Annotated in this window: 14 protein-coding genes; 1 reads left to right on the forward strand and 13 read right to left on the reverse strand. The window is 41.1% G+C overall.

The genetic code is table 11. The features are described 5' to 3' along the window. Positions 1–4 precede the first annotated feature (4 nt). The 8 genes from H0S58_RS13320 to H0S58_RS13355 all read right to left on the reverse strand — a co-directional run bounded on the left by H0S58_RS13320 (position 5) and on the right by H0S58_RS13355 (position 5,904). Positions 5–919, reverse strand: coding sequence for an acyltransferase (locus H0S58_RS13320; RefSeq protein WP_195726739.1), 915 nt, complete (start codon positions 917–919; stop codon positions 5–7). A gap of 17 nt (positions 920–936) precedes the next feature. Then, a complete protein-coding gene (locus tag H0S58_RS13325) occupies positions 937–1,671 on the reverse strand; it encodes a glycosyltransferase family 2 protein (protein WP_195726740.1) in 735 nt (244 codons plus the stop codon). A gap of 14 nt (positions 1,672–1,685) precedes the next feature. Further along, positions 1,686–3,347, reverse strand: a complete 1,662-nt coding sequence (locus H0S58_RS13330; protein ID WP_195726741.1) for an AMP-binding protein — start codon at positions 3,345–3,347, stop codon at positions 1,686–1,688. A gap of 77 nt (positions 3,348–3,424) precedes the next feature. Continuing rightward, entirely contained in the window at positions 3,425–3,979 is a 555-nt protein-coding gene (locus H0S58_RS13335; protein ID WP_195726742.1) for a septation protein IspZ, read from the reverse strand. Continuing rightward, positions 3,976–4,224, reverse strand: a complete 249-nt coding sequence (locus H0S58_RS13340) for an acyl carrier protein (RefSeq protein ID WP_195726743.1) — start codon at positions 4,222–4,224, stop codon at positions 3,976–3,978. The genes H0S58_RS13335 and H0S58_RS13340 overlap by 4 nt, the downstream gene beginning before the upstream one ends. A gap of 9 nt (positions 4,225–4,233) precedes the next feature. Further along, positions 4,234–4,494: a phosphopantetheine-binding protein gene (locus H0S58_RS13345; protein WP_068909365.1), complete on the reverse strand. Its 261-nt coding sequence runs from the start codon at positions 4,492–4,494 to the stop codon at positions 4,234–4,236. Next, on the reverse strand, positions 4,478–5,290 hold the full coding sequence (locus H0S58_RS13350; RefSeq protein ID WP_195726744.1) for a lysophospholipid acyltransferase family protein: 813 nt from the start codon (positions 5,288–5,290) through the stop codon (positions 4,478–4,480). The genes H0S58_RS13345 and H0S58_RS13350 overlap by 17 nt, the downstream gene beginning before the upstream one ends. After that, the gene (locus H0S58_RS13355; RefSeq protein WP_195727625.1) at positions 5,284–5,904 is read right to left on the reverse strand and encodes a beta-ketoacyl synthase chain length factor; all 621 of its coding nucleotides are present in this window, start codon (positions 5,902–5,904) and stop codon (positions 5,284–5,286) included. The genes H0S58_RS13350 and H0S58_RS13355 overlap by 7 nt, the downstream gene beginning before the upstream one ends. A 578-nt stretch (positions 5,905–6,482) precedes the next feature. On the opposite strand from H0S58_RS13355, the gene H0S58_RS13360 reads away from it, so the two are divergent. Then, positions 6,483–7,853: a phosphomannomutase CpsG gene (locus tag H0S58_RS13360; RefSeq protein WP_195726745.1), complete on the forward strand. Its 1,371-nt coding sequence runs from the start codon at positions 6,483–6,485 to the stop codon at positions 7,851–7,853. 49 nt (positions 7,854–7,902) lie between these two features. Here H0S58_RS13360 and galE read toward each other — a convergent pair whose 3' ends face one another. Genes galE through H0S58_RS13385 form a run of 5 tightly spaced genes read right to left on the reverse strand, consistent with a single transcriptional unit; the run spans position 7,903 to position 14,630 of the window. Next, positions 7,903–8,916, reverse strand: coding sequence for a UDP-glucose 4-epimerase GalE (gene galE, locus H0S58_RS13365; protein WP_195726746.1), 1,014 nt, complete (start codon positions 8,914–8,916; stop codon positions 7,903–7,905). Next, entirely contained in the window at positions 8,909–10,585 is a 1,677-nt protein-coding gene (pgi, locus tag H0S58_RS13370) for a glucose-6-phosphate isomerase (RefSeq protein WP_195726747.1), read from the reverse strand. Before pgi ends, galE begins: the two co-directional genes overlap by 8 nt. Beyond that, positions 10,585–11,841 carry a UDP-glucose/GDP-mannose dehydrogenase family protein gene (locus tag H0S58_RS13375; protein ID WP_195726748.1) on the reverse strand — a complete coding sequence of 419 codons (1,257 nt, stop codon included), beginning with the start codon at positions 11,839–11,841 and terminating at the stop codon, positions 10,585–10,587. Before H0S58_RS13375 ends, pgi begins: the two co-directional genes overlap by 1 nt. A 13-nt stretch (positions 11,842–11,854) precedes the next feature. Next, positions 11,855–12,730 carry a UTP--glucose-1-phosphate uridylyltransferase GalU gene (galU, locus tag H0S58_RS13380; protein ID WP_195726749.1) on the reverse strand — a complete coding sequence of 292 codons (876 nt, stop codon included), beginning with the start codon at positions 12,728–12,730 and terminating at the stop codon, positions 11,855–11,857. Between the two features lie 25 nt (positions 12,731–12,755). After that, on the reverse strand, positions 12,756–14,630 hold the full coding sequence (locus H0S58_RS13385) for a polysaccharide biosynthesis protein (protein WP_195726750.1): 1,875 nt from the start codon (positions 14,628–14,630) through the stop codon (positions 12,756–12,758). Positions 14,631–14,746 lie beyond the last annotated feature (116 nt).

Consider the following 14,746-nt stretch of genomic DNA (forward strand, 5'->3'; position numbering starts at 1 on the left):
AGACTTATCCTTTATTCCAAAAATTATAAAAATTAAACCATTGATAGGGCGCGCGTATACAATGCTGTTCCAACAGCTCCACATACTGTCTTGTGGTCTGTTGCATGGCCTGTAAACGCTCTTTCCGTGGCCAATTTAACTGCTCCGCTACTTGGTGAATATGCACTTCAAAATGTGTATCTACTCGATAGCAAAACACCGCCAACACAGGTGCTTTCAACAAACTGGCCAAAATCCACGCACCTTGGGGCCACAGCGCTTGCTCGCCTAAAAAAGCAACTGATTGTACCCGATCCGACTGCACGGGTACGCGGTCTGCCGCTACAATCACCCATTCACCTTGATCCAACTTATCCTGTAAAATCAGTGCTGTTTCAATACCCAACTCATCCACCGAAATTAAATTAACATCGGCATGTTCATTCAATTTTTTTAAAAACTCATTGAACTTAGTCGCATGTTTTTGATAGACCAGTACATTAATTTTTTGTGGATGCTCTGATTTGATGGCACGAAGCAATTCAATATTGCCAAAGTGCGACACCACAATCACCGCACCTTTTTGATAGTGCGAACGAAAGTGTGCATGACCATGCAGCTTTAAGTTCTGCTCAGGAATATGCCCAAGCCATCCCTCAATTTTATCTAAAATACATTCGCCAAAATGCATCAAATGCGTATAGCTGTACCACAGCTGCGGCTCAGCCTGAAACGGCGACTGCACACCTGCAAAATGATGCAGTTTTTTTAAGTACAACAGCGAAGCCTGACGCGTTGTATTGGAAAAAAGCCAGTACCATAAAATTATAAAGTACAATATAACTCTGCATAACCAACGTCCACCCAAGCGGTAGAAACCGAGCATCAGCATCAGTGGTAACATCCCGCCCCGCTCTTTCACGGCGCTCCATTTCTGCATATGCTTCTCTGACCGCATTAGCCTTTCACTTTCTGATAAATCAGTTTGGGGAAACGCAGCAGCATGCCACCCAACAAACGACTATGCGCACGCGCCATGCCCAAATTGTCCCGCCAAACATCAAAGTGTGAAATACCATCTTCAGGGTAAATCACATGGGTAGGCAGATTGATAAACCGCACATTGTCCCATTTCAAACGTACCAAAATTTCTGAATCAAAGCCCATCCGCGGTTGAAACTTGGCTGTGTGTAGAATGTTCACTGTCTGCGTCAGAGGGTAAATGCGAAAGCCACACATGCTGTCCTTAATGTCAAAAGACAGACTGTTAATCCACACCCAAATATGCGTTGCATAACGGCCATAAAGACGTTTTTTCGGAACAGTTTCATCAAAGATCGGCTGACCAATAATCATTGCCTCGGGGTGTTGGATGGATGTTTCTAAAAAACGCTGCACATCCTGCCAATCATGCTGTCCGTCAGCATCCAACTGCAAGGCATGACTATAACCACATTGAAAGGCATGTTTTAGACCCGTGATCACTGCCTGCCCCTTACCCTGATTGTGTGTATGCTCGACTAAATCAACCCATGAGTAGTCGCTCGCGAGCTGATGTAAAACTGCCGTACAATCGGCGTCACTGCCATCGTTCACCATAATAATAGGTAACTCAAAACCACTCAAATGTGATAGCAACGCAGCCAAATAATGTGGATGGTTATACACAGGAATCACAAAGCAGTGTTTCATTTTTATCTCTCGGCTTAAACGTCTGAAGGGACAGCAAACAGCAAACGTCCTGATGCCAATATTTTGTCACGATTTTTCAGTTCAAAACTGACTTTATGCGCTTTACGACTGAGCACCAGTTCCACCACTTGATAGGGTTGGATCAGTCCTTGAAACTTTAACTGCTCAAAACCATTACACCACAATAAATCCGCCCAGTTTTGTTTGGCAAAATGCTGAATAAAACCAATTTGTCCTACGCCTGGATAAATCGGGAAGTTCGGGAAGTGGCCTTTAAAGCATTCCAGCTCTGGCACAAATTCTAAAGCATAACTGATCTGCGTATCCTGAGATTGCTGTATCAGCACAACGGGCAAGATCATCGGCTGAAAGAGTGATTTTAAATACTGTTTATTCAGCTTCGATTGTGCATTTTGTGGCATTTGCGTTAAGAATCGCCACTGCCGCGGAATCGCAATGCTTTCCAGTTTCTGTTGCAATTGTTTTTTCAGTTGTGCGGTGAATACTGCTTTGCCCTTTTCAATGAGCAGTACACGAGCTTCCTCGGTCAGCACAGCCACCACCGCTAAAATCTGGCGCTGTTCTTTTTCATGAATTAGGACATGGCAATGCTGTATTTCGACCAACTCAGCAATTTTTACTTCAGTCGCATCGAGACTTAAACGCTTTTCTTCAAGTTTAACAATGCGGTCCAAACGTCCCAATAACTGAAATGGACTTTTAAGGTTTTGTGCATCCATAAGCTTTACTTTATCACCTGTCAAAATCCAATCCGCGCTAAAAGCATGGTTAGTTTTGACGGCTAACTCTTGCTGTTCAGCGCACTGAATGTCGACATTGGCAAAGGGGGTCCATAGCGCATCATCTGCCTGACGGTGGGCAATCCCGCCTGTTTCAGAACTGCCAAACACTTCAGTAATCGGACGGTTCAGCAAAGGACGCACACCTGCATCCAACTTTCCGCCCGAAGAATAGACCCTATGGCAGTCTTGCAATATCACATCTGTAGTCCAGCGCTTCAACAATGCAGGGCTGGAAACCAGATAATTGGGCAGCTGCACATGGGCAATTTTCTTTTGGCTATCGACCACATCTTCAGGGAAAGCCAGTTGTTTTTGATAGAAACTGCGTCCACTCGCTAAGGGCCACAACAGCTTAAACAACAAACCATAAATATGCTGATGACTTACCGTAGCGATCGCAACCGCCTGCTCAGGCAAATCAAAACTGGCTTCTAAACCACAGACTTCATTGAATAACTGTTGCAAGCTGCGAGGAATCTTTTTCGGCTGCCCAGTTGAGCCCGAACTATAAAAATACAGCTGGGCCCGATTGAGAAAGGCAGCATCAAATTGAAGCTCGAAGGTTGACTCTGCTGTCGACGGCAAACGTTTTAAAAAATAAATCTGCTGTTCAGCCAGTTCTTTTTCTAAGTCGCTGACCCGATGCGGCGGCAACAGCACTTGCTTACCTGCTTGCAAGGCGGCGAATAACAACACTAAAAACTCATAACTGTCTTCTTGCCAAAGCGCCCATACAGGCTGTTCCAACTGCTGAATTTGCGCAGCCTGTTCAGCCACATCCAACCAAAAAGTGTGAAAGGAAACGGAACTTGAATCCGCCTGAATACACAGGGGACGCGATGAATGGAGATGGTGTTGAAAATGACAAGACATAAAATGTGTTTTTAAAAACCGTATTTTAATCGCTATAGTTCGAGGCCACTGTTTCAGTTGCCCTGACAGAGATGCTGTTATTTCTGTACCTGATGCAGTCGCTGCTGGCGTTTGCGCAACACAAACTCACCCAGTAACAGTCCACCCATCAAGAGATAAGAGATCAAGCCGTTATACAGCACCCAAATTTTCATCGGTGCGAAAAAAACGGTGATTAGGGCAATGACTGCATTGATGCAGAAAAACCCACACCAAACTTTGGTCACTTGACGGGTCCACTCTACCCCTTCTTCGGGCAAATTAGGCTCTGCCAAACGTGCAAAACGTTCAATCATCGAAGGTGGTCGAATCAAGGTGCTGGCAAAAATCAACAACGCCCCGAGACTCATAAAAACAGGATAGAGTTTAAGCCACGCATGATCTTTTAAAATCAAACTCAGCCCACCACATAAAATGGCAAAACCTGTCAAGGGCCACAGCAAAGCATTGCCCTTACTCAATAGACGCAAGATGCCCAGTGCAATCAATACCGCACTGACCCAGACATACTGTCCATGCGCTAAAGCATAAGCCACAAAAAAAGGATAGAGGAGCAATCCGACCCCTGCTATCCCTTTTAAAAGGTTGTTCATACAGCCGACATATTCTGAATTACGACCACCACATCTTGTACGGTGCGCACATTTTTAAAGTCTTCAGGATTAACTTGCTTGCCTGTCAGTTCTTTAATTTTCACGACCAAATCAATGGCATCAATACTGTCAACATCGAGGTCTGAAGCCAAGTTTGATTCTAACCGCACATCTTCAGGCGCAATTTCAAACAGCTCTTCCATCCATTCACGTAATTTTTCTAACACGGTTTCTTGTGCAAGCATAGCAACCTCTTATGCTGTTTTCTGTGCTTCAACCAAAGCCACTAAGCTTTGAATTGATTTAAAATGTTCTTTGGTTTCTGCGGACTCTGCATTCAAATGAATGCCATAGCGCTTTTTCAATGCCAAACCCAGTTCTAAAGCATCAATCGAGTCCAAACCCAGACCATCACCAAACAAAGGTGCGTCTGTATCAATATCTTCAATATGAATGTCTTCAAGGGCGAGGACATCAATAATCATTTGCTTTAATTCATCAGCAAGATTGCTCATTTACGGATAACTCTTGGTTAAAAAACCACTGTAATTGTTGATTTAATTGACGCACATTTTTGGGATTGACCGTTACATCATCCAATACGTCTTCCACTCGGATCGCATCCAAAACTTTCACATGGATATGAAAAGGCTGTTCTGGAATGTGATACCACTTTTCATTTTTGGTCAGAGTCGATGGCGTGCAGCTAATCAGCACAGGGCGAATTGGCACACCTGCACGCAGCGCAATATTGGCTGCACCACGCTGAAAGTCATTCAACTGCCCACCTTTGGCTGTTCGTGTTCCTTCAGGAAAGATTAACAGTGAAGCCACATGGTCTTGTTGTAATTTATGTACACAATCCTGAATAAATTGTTCGGAACCTGCATTTAAAATATAACCTGCGCTTTGCACAGGACCTTTGGTAAATGGATTTGACCACAGCGCCTGCTTGACCACACAGTTTGCTTGTTCCATTAAACCAATTAAAACTACCACGTCAATCAGTGTCGGATGATTGGCAATCACCAACTCCTGCTGGCTCTGCTGTAGTTTGTCTAAACCATCAACAGTATAGGTCATAATGCCCAGTTTCACCATCATTTCAGTGAAGCCTTTAAAACTGTGTTTAATGACCTTTTGAGTGCGCTGTTTTTGAATCTCAACATTGGGTGAACTCAATTTCACTAACGGTGCAATCAAACCACCAATCGCAACTCCCCCCAAACCAAAGCTGGCAAAACTAAACCCTGTCGCCCCAACACGCCATGCATAATTAACTTTTTGTTTAATTCGATTTAATTTTAACATTTCGCCCACACTTTAGATTCAGTTTGGTTATGATTATTCCAAAACGTGTTAAATGCTAAAGCTTGCTGATATGCAGGAGCCGGATCAACATGAGTTGACTGCAAGATCAAATTGGCAGGCGCTAATGAAATCATCGCGGACATCGCAAAAGCAGGAAATGGCTGATGCTCCATATAAACATCAGACAATGCTTCGTCATAATAAACCAGTAAAACCTGACGCGTTCTAGGCATTGTTTTTAACCATGTATAAGCTTCAATCAGTCCATCGTTCCATGAACCCGCCAAACTGGTCGCAGGCGTCGCATCTTGACATAAAATCGAATAAAGACCTGAAATCGCGTTATGTACCGAGGTTGAAAATTGGGTGGGTGAAGGAGTTTGATCGCTTAATACATCTTCTAGAATTTTTAGTGTTTTCGCTTCATCGCCATACTGTGACACCCAGACAATATAATCGACATGTGTCAGCTCTAAAGTCTGCATCGCACTATTCAACGCCAGTTTTGCGAGAGGCGATAAACGTCGACGCTGCATGGGAGGAATTTTTTCTATAGCGGATAAGTTTTGACCAACCAAACTCATATTTAAGTGGGATACGTGAAGTTGCATCATCATGATCAATTTTTAAAAGCTGATAAATTATCAAACATACAATTATAGCATTGAGCCAGATTTTTCACAAAAAATAACAAACATCAATTCTATTAAATTAATGATCAGGCTAATCTGACTTTTCCCCCCTCACTTTATCCTCGTACTTTTTCTAGGTCGGTATCAAAAGTGATGAAAACGATCTATTCTTGAAGGTGGATATACATCTAAAATCCCATTCATTCTTTTGCATCAAAAAGACCAGAGTAGATATAGAAAGTCGATGACTTGGAAAATGTTACACTAACAGCGTCTCATCTGTCTGGCGCGAAATTGGTTGTAAAAAGCATTTTGTAATGAACGAATGAACGATGGTCCTATTTTGGGTATTGAACATAGAATTCAACTAGGAATCTATAACATGCTTCACCACTTTATTATTAAATTAAAATTCGAGTCCTAAACTCAAGTTTAAAATTTTAATCTAAGACTATAGAGTCAAAATAATTATAAATTTTAAATTAATTAAATATTTAATTGTTAACATATTATTCAAATACAAACTGGCCTTTCTATCTTGAATCACTGAAGGAATTTTAATGACCACCCTGACCTGTTTTAAAGCCTATGATATTCGTGGAAAACTCGGCAGCGAATTAAATGAAGACATTGCCTATAAAGTAGGTCGTGCATATGGGCAAATTTATCAACCCCACACCATTGCCGTAGGTGCAGATATACGTTTAAGTAGTGAAGGATTAAAACAGGCGACCATTCGAGGTCTAAATGATGCAGGTGTTAATGTCCTTGATTTAGGCATGACAGGCACAGAAGAAGTTTACTTCGCGGCTTTTCATTTAGATGTTCAAGGTGGAATTGAAATCACAGCCAGTCATAATCCCATGGATTATAATGGGATGAAACTGGTACGTGAAAATGCACGTCCGATTGGTGCAGACTCAGGCCTTAAAGAAATTCAAGCTTTGGCCGAAAGCGAACAATTTTTAGCGGTTGAACTAAAAGGCCGCACACATAAATACGATATTGTGCCAGAATTTATTGATCACCTTATGAATTATATTGATCCATCCCAGATCAAACCTTTGAAATTAGTGGTGAATGCAGGTAATGGTGCAGCCGGTCATGTTATTGATGCAATAGAAGAAAAATTTAGACAATTAAACATTCCAGTAACATTTATTAAAATTCATCATCAAGCTGATGGGCACTTTCCCAATGGCATTCCTAATCCCATCTTAATTGAAAACCGTGACAGTACTTCTCAAGCTGTTTTGGCTCATCAAGCCGATTTGGGCATTGCATGGGATGGTGACTTTGACCGATGTTTTTTATTTGATGAAAAAGGTCATTTTATTGAAGGCTACTATATTGTCGGTCTACTGGCGCAAGCTTTTTTACTGAAACAATCAGGCGAAAAAATTGTGCATGATCCGCGTTTGGTTTGGAATACCTTAGATATTATTAAAAAATATCAAGGTATTGCAGTTCAATCAAAATCAGGGCATTCATTTATTAAAGATCAAATGCGTGAGCATAATGCAGCCTATGGCGGTGAAATGAGCGCACATCATTATTTTCGTGACTTTGCTTATTGTGATAGTGGCATGATTCCTTGGTTATTGGTGGTTTCTTTATTGTCTGAAACTTCGCAATCCTTATCTTCACTGGTTGAAGATATGATCAGCCATTTTCCATGCAGTGGTGAAATTAACTTTAAAGTAACCGATACTGCCTACACTATTCAGAAAATATTTGATCATTATGCAGATCAAAATCCTTCAATAGATCAAACCGATGGCATCAGTTTAGATTTTGGAACATGGCGTTTCAATGTTCGTGCTTCAAATACCGAACCACTGCTTCGTTTAAATATTGAAAGTCGTTTAGATCAGAATCCTCAACCGATGCAACATTATGTGGATGAACTGACCGCATTAATTCAAAGTTAAATCCATTAAAATGGGAGCTTGCGCTCCCATTTATAGATCTTCTTTAATTTTAATAACCATTTGGATTATGCTTTTGCCAATTCCAACTATCGACCAACATATCTTCTAAGTTATATTGCGGTGTCCAACCTAACTCTGCAACTGCGCGTGTATTGTCTGCAAAAGAGGTTGCTACATCACCTTCACGACGTGGCACAATTTCAAATGGAATGGTTACATCATTAACCCGTTCAAAAGTATTTTTAACTTGCAATACAGATGAACCATTGCCTGTACCAATGTTCCAAGCACGACACCCCTTCGACTTTAAACGGTTATTTAAAGCGCACAAATGCGCTACTGCCAAATCTACGACATGAATATAATCACGCACACCAGTCCCATCAACCGTATCGTAATCCTGACCAAAAATTGATAATTTATCACGACGCCCGACTGCCACTTGGGTGACATAAGGCATCAAATTATTTGGAATTCCTTGAGGGTCTTCACCAATTCGACCACTTTTGTGTGCACCGACTGGATTAAAATAACGTAATAATGCAATTGACCAACGCGCATCTGCACTTGAAAGCTTCTGTAAAAGTTGCTCGACGATGAGTTTGGTATACCCATAATTATTACTTGGCATGCCTGTCGGCATATCTTCATTTAATGGTGAACAATTGGCTTCATCATACACTGTCGCAGATGAACTAAAGACTAAATTAAAAATATTTGCCCGCTCCATTGCTTTGACCAAGCTCAGGGAACCTGCAATATTATGATCAAAATACGTCAATGGAATGTGCTGACTTTCTCCCACTGCTTTTAAACCGGCAAAGTGAATGACTGCATCAATCTGATGTTGTGTAAAAATTTGATCTAAAGTATGTCCATCCCGAATATCACCCTCAACGAAAATCAAAGCTTTCCCTGTCAGCTCTTGCACACGGTGCAAGGATTTTTCAGCACTATTCGACAGGTTATCCAACACAACCACTTCATGTGCAGAATTTAATAATTCAATACAGGTATGCGAGCCGATATAACCTGCACCACCAGTTACTAAAATTTTAGCCATGTATTTTCCCCAATAATATTTGAATTAAACCTTGTGTCGAGCTGTCTAAGTGCGACAGATCAGATGCTTGGCCATTTAGAATGGGCAACAGTTGATTGGCAATTTGCTTGCCTTTCTCGACGCCCCATTGATCAAAAGGATTAATATTCCACAGCACGGATTGTACAAAAACCTTATGTTCATACATCGCAACCAACATCCCTAAGCTATAAGGATTCAGTTCTTGCAATAAAATTGTACTGCTCGGCTGATTGCCTGCATATTGCATATATGCAGGTAGATTTTCCAATTCATTCGCATCAAGTGCCTGATTTCCAAAAGCCAATAAGCGCGATTGAGCCAAACAGTTGGATAAAGCCAAATCATGTTGTTCGGTTAAGGCATCCGCATTTTCCGCGTAGGTAAACTGATTCGCATTGTAGCGTTTCACAGGCGCAATAAAATCACAACTGACTGCTTGCGTACCCTGATGCAACAATTGATAAAACGCATGCTGAGCATTAGGTCCTACCTCACCCCATACAATCGGACAGGTATCTAAAATGACTTTTTCGCCTGTACGCTGAATCGACTTACCATTCGACTCCATTTCCAATTGTTGCAAATAAGAGGCAAAATATTTTAGACGACCGTCATAGGGCAGTACGGCATGCGTTTGGATATCGAGAAAATTATTATTCCAAACGCCCAACAAACCCATTAACACTGGAATATTTTGATTTAAAGGTGAACTTTGGAAATGTTGGTCAATGGCATAAGCACCTGCCAAAAATTGCTTAAAACCTTCTACACCAATGGTCAAAGCAATTGGCAGACCAATACAAGACCACAGTGAGTAACGCCCCCCGACCCAATCCCAAAGTAAAAACTGGTTTTCGGGTGTAATACCCCATTCATCCATTTTTTCTGATTTGGTCGAGACACCGATAAAATGATGTTTAAGCGTTTCTGGTTGTGTACCCAGTGATTTTTCTAGCCATAATTTGACGGTCTGTGCATTGGATAAAGTATCAATTGTGCCAAAAGATTTAGATGAAATAATAAAGAGTGTGGTTTCAGGGCGTAATTTATGCAGCAATTCTGAAAGCTGACTCCCATCCATGGTCGAAACAAAATGTACATTCAGCGGCTTGGTCGTGGCGTGTTTAAAATCAGACAATGCTTTGGTTACCATCAACGGCCCCAAATCAGAACCGCCCACCCCAATATTAACGACATCCTGAATCACTTCACCCGTGGCACCGCGATATTGCCCAGCATGAATTTTTTCTACCAAGTTAAACATGCGCTGTAATTGCGCATGTACCTGTTGTGACAGTTCGCTATGTACCAAATCATGTTCAGGTAAGCGCAATGCCCAATGCATAGCTGCACGCTGCTCGGTATAATTAATCTCATGTTCTGAAAATAATATTTGAATCCAAGCCGCTAAATTTTGAGTTTCTGCAAATTCAATTAAAGCATTCAGGATATTTTGATCAATCCGCTGTTTACTATAATCAAAGACCAACTGGTCAAATTGCACAGAAAAATGATCAAAGCGTTGCGAATTTTGTTCAAATAACTGATTTAAATGCATCGATTGAAATGAATGACTTAATTCATTTAAATGCGACAAAATGCTTTGATTGTCTTGAACAGCAGGAAAAGAATGAGATGTTTTTTGCATTATCGTCCAATCCCCATATAGACAAAACCTTGCAATTTCATGTATTCAGGGTCGTAAATATTACGACCATCTAAAATAAGTGGATGCAACATGGTTTGATGTAGCCTAGTGTAATCTGGACTCCAGTATTGTTTCCATGCGGTCAACAAACATAGCGCATGTGCACCCTGAACTGCTTGATATTGATCGTGACATAATATCAAATCATCACGTTGCCCATAAAGTGCTTCTATTTCAATTAAAGCTTGCGGGTCATGTAATCGAACTTTAACCCCTTGTGCCCATAAAGCATTGAGCATCATGTGAATCGGTGATTGCTGAATGCGCGAGGTATTTTCCTTAAAAGAAGCCCCCCAAATGGCCACAGTTTTATCTTTTAAATCACCATGAAAGTAATTCCACAATTTTCGAAACAACAGCTCTTTTTGTTGTTCATTAATGTCCCAAACTTGGGCCAACAACTGACTTTTTACCCCAGTACCAGAGACGGTATTGGCCAAAGTCAAAATATCGTGTGAAAAATTTTCACCCCCAAAACCTGCTCCAGGACTTAAATAGGACAGTCCAATCCGATTATCTGCTGCCATGCCCTGCTGTACATGGGCAATATCAATATTTAATTTTTCAGCCACGACGGCCAAATCATTGATGTAACTGATACGGGTCGCCAACATGCCAGAAATACTCAGTTTAGTAAATTCGGCATCTAAAATCGGCATAAATAAGTATTGCTGCTCAAGTGGGAATAAAGGACGCAATAATTCTCGAACTTTGACTTGAACCTCGGCTTGGCTACAACCGACAATTAACTGTTTGGCTTGGGTCACACTGGCCAAAGCATTGCCTTCCTGAATGGTGTCAGGTAAATACACCCAATGGTCTTGTGGAAGCAAGGTGCTAAAGTTTTCAGTGCCGTGTAAACCCAGTGTGGAGGCGTTGATCATGAGTTTAGGATGAATGATCGCACGTTGCTGCAACTGCAATAAAACATGCTGTCCAAGATGCTGATCAGTAGGACTAAAACTAAATAAATAGACATCCAAATCTAGAGGCAAAGCGCTAAATTCACAATACTCAAGAAAGCCCTGAGCCAATTGTTTTTCCAGTAAACGCTCGACCGACTCATCTTGAAAATAACGCTGAATGTACTGCGAATCTTGAAAAATATTACACCAGTACACTTGATGACCGCACTCTGACAACAACGCAGCCATCACTCCCGCATATAAGGTTTTTCCAAATACTGCAACTTTCATGCTCACACCCTATCTATAGCGCCAACTCTTGAATCAAAGCTTTAAATTCTGTACCCAAGGTTGGATGTGCCACACCATAATGTAATACTGCTTTTAAATAACCCAATTTATTCCCACAGTCAAAGGTCTGACCTTTCATACGATAAGCCTCCACTTGCTCAGTGTGTTGCAACAAAGCAATCGCATCGGTCAATTGGATTTCATTGCCAGCACCTTTCGGCGTTTGCTGCAATAACTGCATAATTTTGGCAGGTAAAATATAACGCCCGACGACAGAGAGATTAGACGGTGCATCTGCTACATCTGGTTTTTCCACAATACCTTGCATCGTGACACTTTCACCTTCGGCAGGAAGTGTTGCAACATCAACAATGCCATACTGATCAACCAAATGCTTCGGCACTGCTTCAACCATAATTTGTGCGTTTTGCGTCTGCTGAAAACGTTGAATCATTAAAGACAAATCATTTTTTTCATTCGTATCTTTGACCAACACATCAGGTAAGAGCACTGCGAAAGCGTCATCACCGACAAGATCTTTAGCGCAAAGTACCGCATGCCCCAAACCTAAAGGTTGTGCTTGGCGCACACTCACCACAGTGACATGAGCAGGCAAAATTTCGGTAATTTCTTTGAGTAAATCAAATTTTTTCTTTTGTTCTAAACTGGTTTCCAGTTCAAAATTACGGTCGAAATAATTTTCAATCGACGCTTTTGATGAATGCGTGACCAAAATAATTTGCTCAATCCCTGCGGCGATTGCCTCTTTGACCACATATTCGATAGCAGGCCGATCAACCACCGTCACCATTTCTTTCGGAATCGATTTACTGGCAGGCAAAAATCGTGTACCTAAACCGGCCACTGGAAGAATCGCTTTTTTAATCATTTCTGTACCTAGCTAGTTGTGCCTTTTAATTGACTTTAATTTCTTTGCCGCGATGGTAACCATCAACATAGTATTCCAATTGTGCCAAGGCCCAATTCACATCATCATCGACAGCAGTTAAAAGAGACATCTGATCAAAAACTGCAATCAACTCATCTAAAGGATAATGCTTTTCAATAGACCTTAAAATACGACTATGTTGCGTAATTTCAGTATCTTCATGATCAATCAATAATTCCTCATACAGTTTTTCACCTGGGCGTAAACCTGAATATTGAATTTCAATATCACCAGTTTTTGAATCTTGTTCACGCACTTTTAGACCACTGAGCGAAATCATTTGACGGGCTAAATCCTGAATACGAACAGGCTCTCCCATATCGAGTAAGAACACATCTCCACCTTCACCCAATGCGCCTGCCTGAATGACCAACTGTGAAGCTTCAGGAATGGTCATAAAATAACGCGTTACATCGGGATGGGTCACCGTAATGGGGCCACCTTTGAGAATTTGCTGTTTAAAGAGTGGCACTACCGAACCTGAGGAACCCAACACATTACCAAAACGAACAATACTGACTTGAGTTTGATCCTGTACTTCAGCCATGGCTTGGCAATATAATTCTGCCATACGTTTCGATGCACCCATGACATTGGTTGGGCGTACGGCCTTATCTGTAGAAATTAAAACAAAGGTTTCTACACCTTTTTTAACGGCTGCATTTAAACTAAAAGCGGTTCCAATGGAATTATTCTTCAGTCCAGCCAGTGGATTACATTCCACTAACGGCACATGTTTATAAGCCGCAGCATGATAAACCGTTTGTACTTGATATTGTTCAATAACGCGTTCAAGTTTTGGCTGATCAAGCACCGTGCCCAATATAGGCACGATTTCAATTTCGGTATTTAATTTCAGTTCTTTATCAATACTGTATAAGGCAAATTCGGTCAGTTCATAAATAACCAATTTTTGAGGTTTATTTTTAATAATTTGACGACAGAGTTCTGAACCAATCGAACCACCTGCACCTGTGACCATCACTACTTTATTGTAAATATTTTTGGCCAATAACTCTTGAATAGGTGGAACTGGGTCACGCCCCAGCAAATCAATAATATCCACTTCTTGAATATCTGAAACTCGAATTTCGCCATCCACCAGTTTGGTTAAACCTGGAATTTCAGTAATTTTGAGGTGTGCTGGTTCTAAGAATTTAACAATTTCACTTTTTCTGACCCGACCCACCGAAGGCAAGGCAATCAGAATTTCATCGACTTGTTGTTTGGTAAATAATTTGAGTGCATAGGCTGGACTATAAACTTTGAGCCCCCCCATCATTTGACCAAATAAAGAGGCATCATCATCAATAAAAAATACGGGTAAGTGCTCATCCGAACGGTATAAAGCTGCAGCCACTTGCTGCCCTGCATAACCTGCGCCATAAATTGCGACACGTTTACGCGGAACATCAGATTGTAAGTATGATTTTACAATGGCACGAATAATGCCACGGCTCACCCAAATCCAAGCAAACATCATAAAACCAAACATGAGAGGAATGGAAGTAGGAATAAAAGCATGAGTACAATAAGCGATCGCGTACAAACCAACCACAGTTAAAGTGGTTGCAAATGCCAGTTTGGCAATAAAGACTTCATTAAAAGTACGGACAATAAAGCGATAAACACCACTGATAAAAAGTGCAACCACCGCTAAAAAACTGACCCACAATGAGCCAAAAGCAAGGTTAGGGACGACTTCTGCACCTAAATCAAACTCACGGATCACAAAGCATAGCCAAATCAAAATAGGGAAAACAACAAAATCTAAAGCAACTAAAAAAATTTGCTTGGTTTGTCTAGGCGCTGCCGCAAATGGAACAATAATTGATTTCACAGGAAAACTTCTTTTTTTTCAATTTGGCTATTTTATCTAGATGAAAGAATAATTTCTTCATCTAGATATCCAACATCGGATTGGTTTATTTCATTCAATAAGGTCATATAAACCCA

It is taken from the genome of Acinetobacter sp. TTH0-4 (assembly GCF_015602665.1).
Lineage (GTDB): Bacteria > Pseudomonadota > Gammaproteobacteria > Pseudomonadales > Moraxellaceae > Acinetobacter > Acinetobacter albensis.

Bases quoted from the DNA above. Each gene is read 5' to 3' on its own strand.
- H0S58_RS13320 (WP_195726739.1), bottom strand. From the start codon at position 919: ATGCAGAAATGGAGCGCCGTGAAAGAGCGGGGCGGGATGTTACCACTG.
- H0S58_RS13325 (WP_195726740.1), bottom strand. From the start codon at position 1,671: ATGAAACACTGCTTTGTGATTCCTGTGTATAACCATCCACATTATTTG.
- H0S58_RS13330 (WP_195726741.1), bottom strand. From the start codon at position 3,347: ATGTCTTGTCATTTTCAACACCATCTCCATTCATCGCGTCCCCTGTGT.
- H0S58_RS13335 (WP_195726742.1), bottom strand. From the start codon at position 3,979: ATGAACAACCTTTTAAAAGGGATAGCAGGGGTCGGATTGCTCCTCTAT.
- H0S58_RS13340 (WP_195726743.1), bottom strand. From the start codon at position 4,224: ATGCTTGCACAAGAAACCGTGTTAGAAAAATTACGTGAATGGATGGAA.
- H0S58_RS13345 (WP_068909365.1), bottom strand. From the start codon at position 4,494: ATGAGCAATCTTGCTGATGAATTAAAGCAAATGATTATTGATGTCCTC.
- H0S58_RS13350 (WP_195726744.1), bottom strand. From the start codon at position 5,290: ATGTTAAAATTAAATCGAATTAAACAAAAAGTTAATTATGCATGGCGT.
- H0S58_RS13355 (WP_195727625.1), bottom strand. From the start codon at position 5,904: ATGATGCAACTTCACGTATCCCACTTAAATATGAGTTTGGTTGGTCAA.
- H0S58_RS13360 (WP_195726745.1), top strand. From the start codon at position 6,483: ATGACCACCCTGACCTGTTTTAAAGCCTATGATATTCGTGGAAAACTC.
- galE (WP_195726746.1), bottom strand. From the start codon at position 8,916: ATGGCTAAAATTTTAGTAACTGGTGGTGCAGGTTATATCGGCTCGCAT.
- pgi (WP_195726747.1), bottom strand. From the start codon at position 10,585: ATGCAAAAAACATCTCATTCTTTTCCTGCTGTTCAAGACAATCAAAGC.
- H0S58_RS13375 (WP_195726748.1), bottom strand. From the start codon at position 11,841: ATGAAAGTTGCAGTATTTGGAAAAACCTTATATGCGGGAGTGATGGCT.
- galU (WP_195726749.1), bottom strand. From the start codon at position 12,730: ATGATTAAAAAAGCGATTCTTCCAGTGGCCGGTTTAGGTACACGATTT.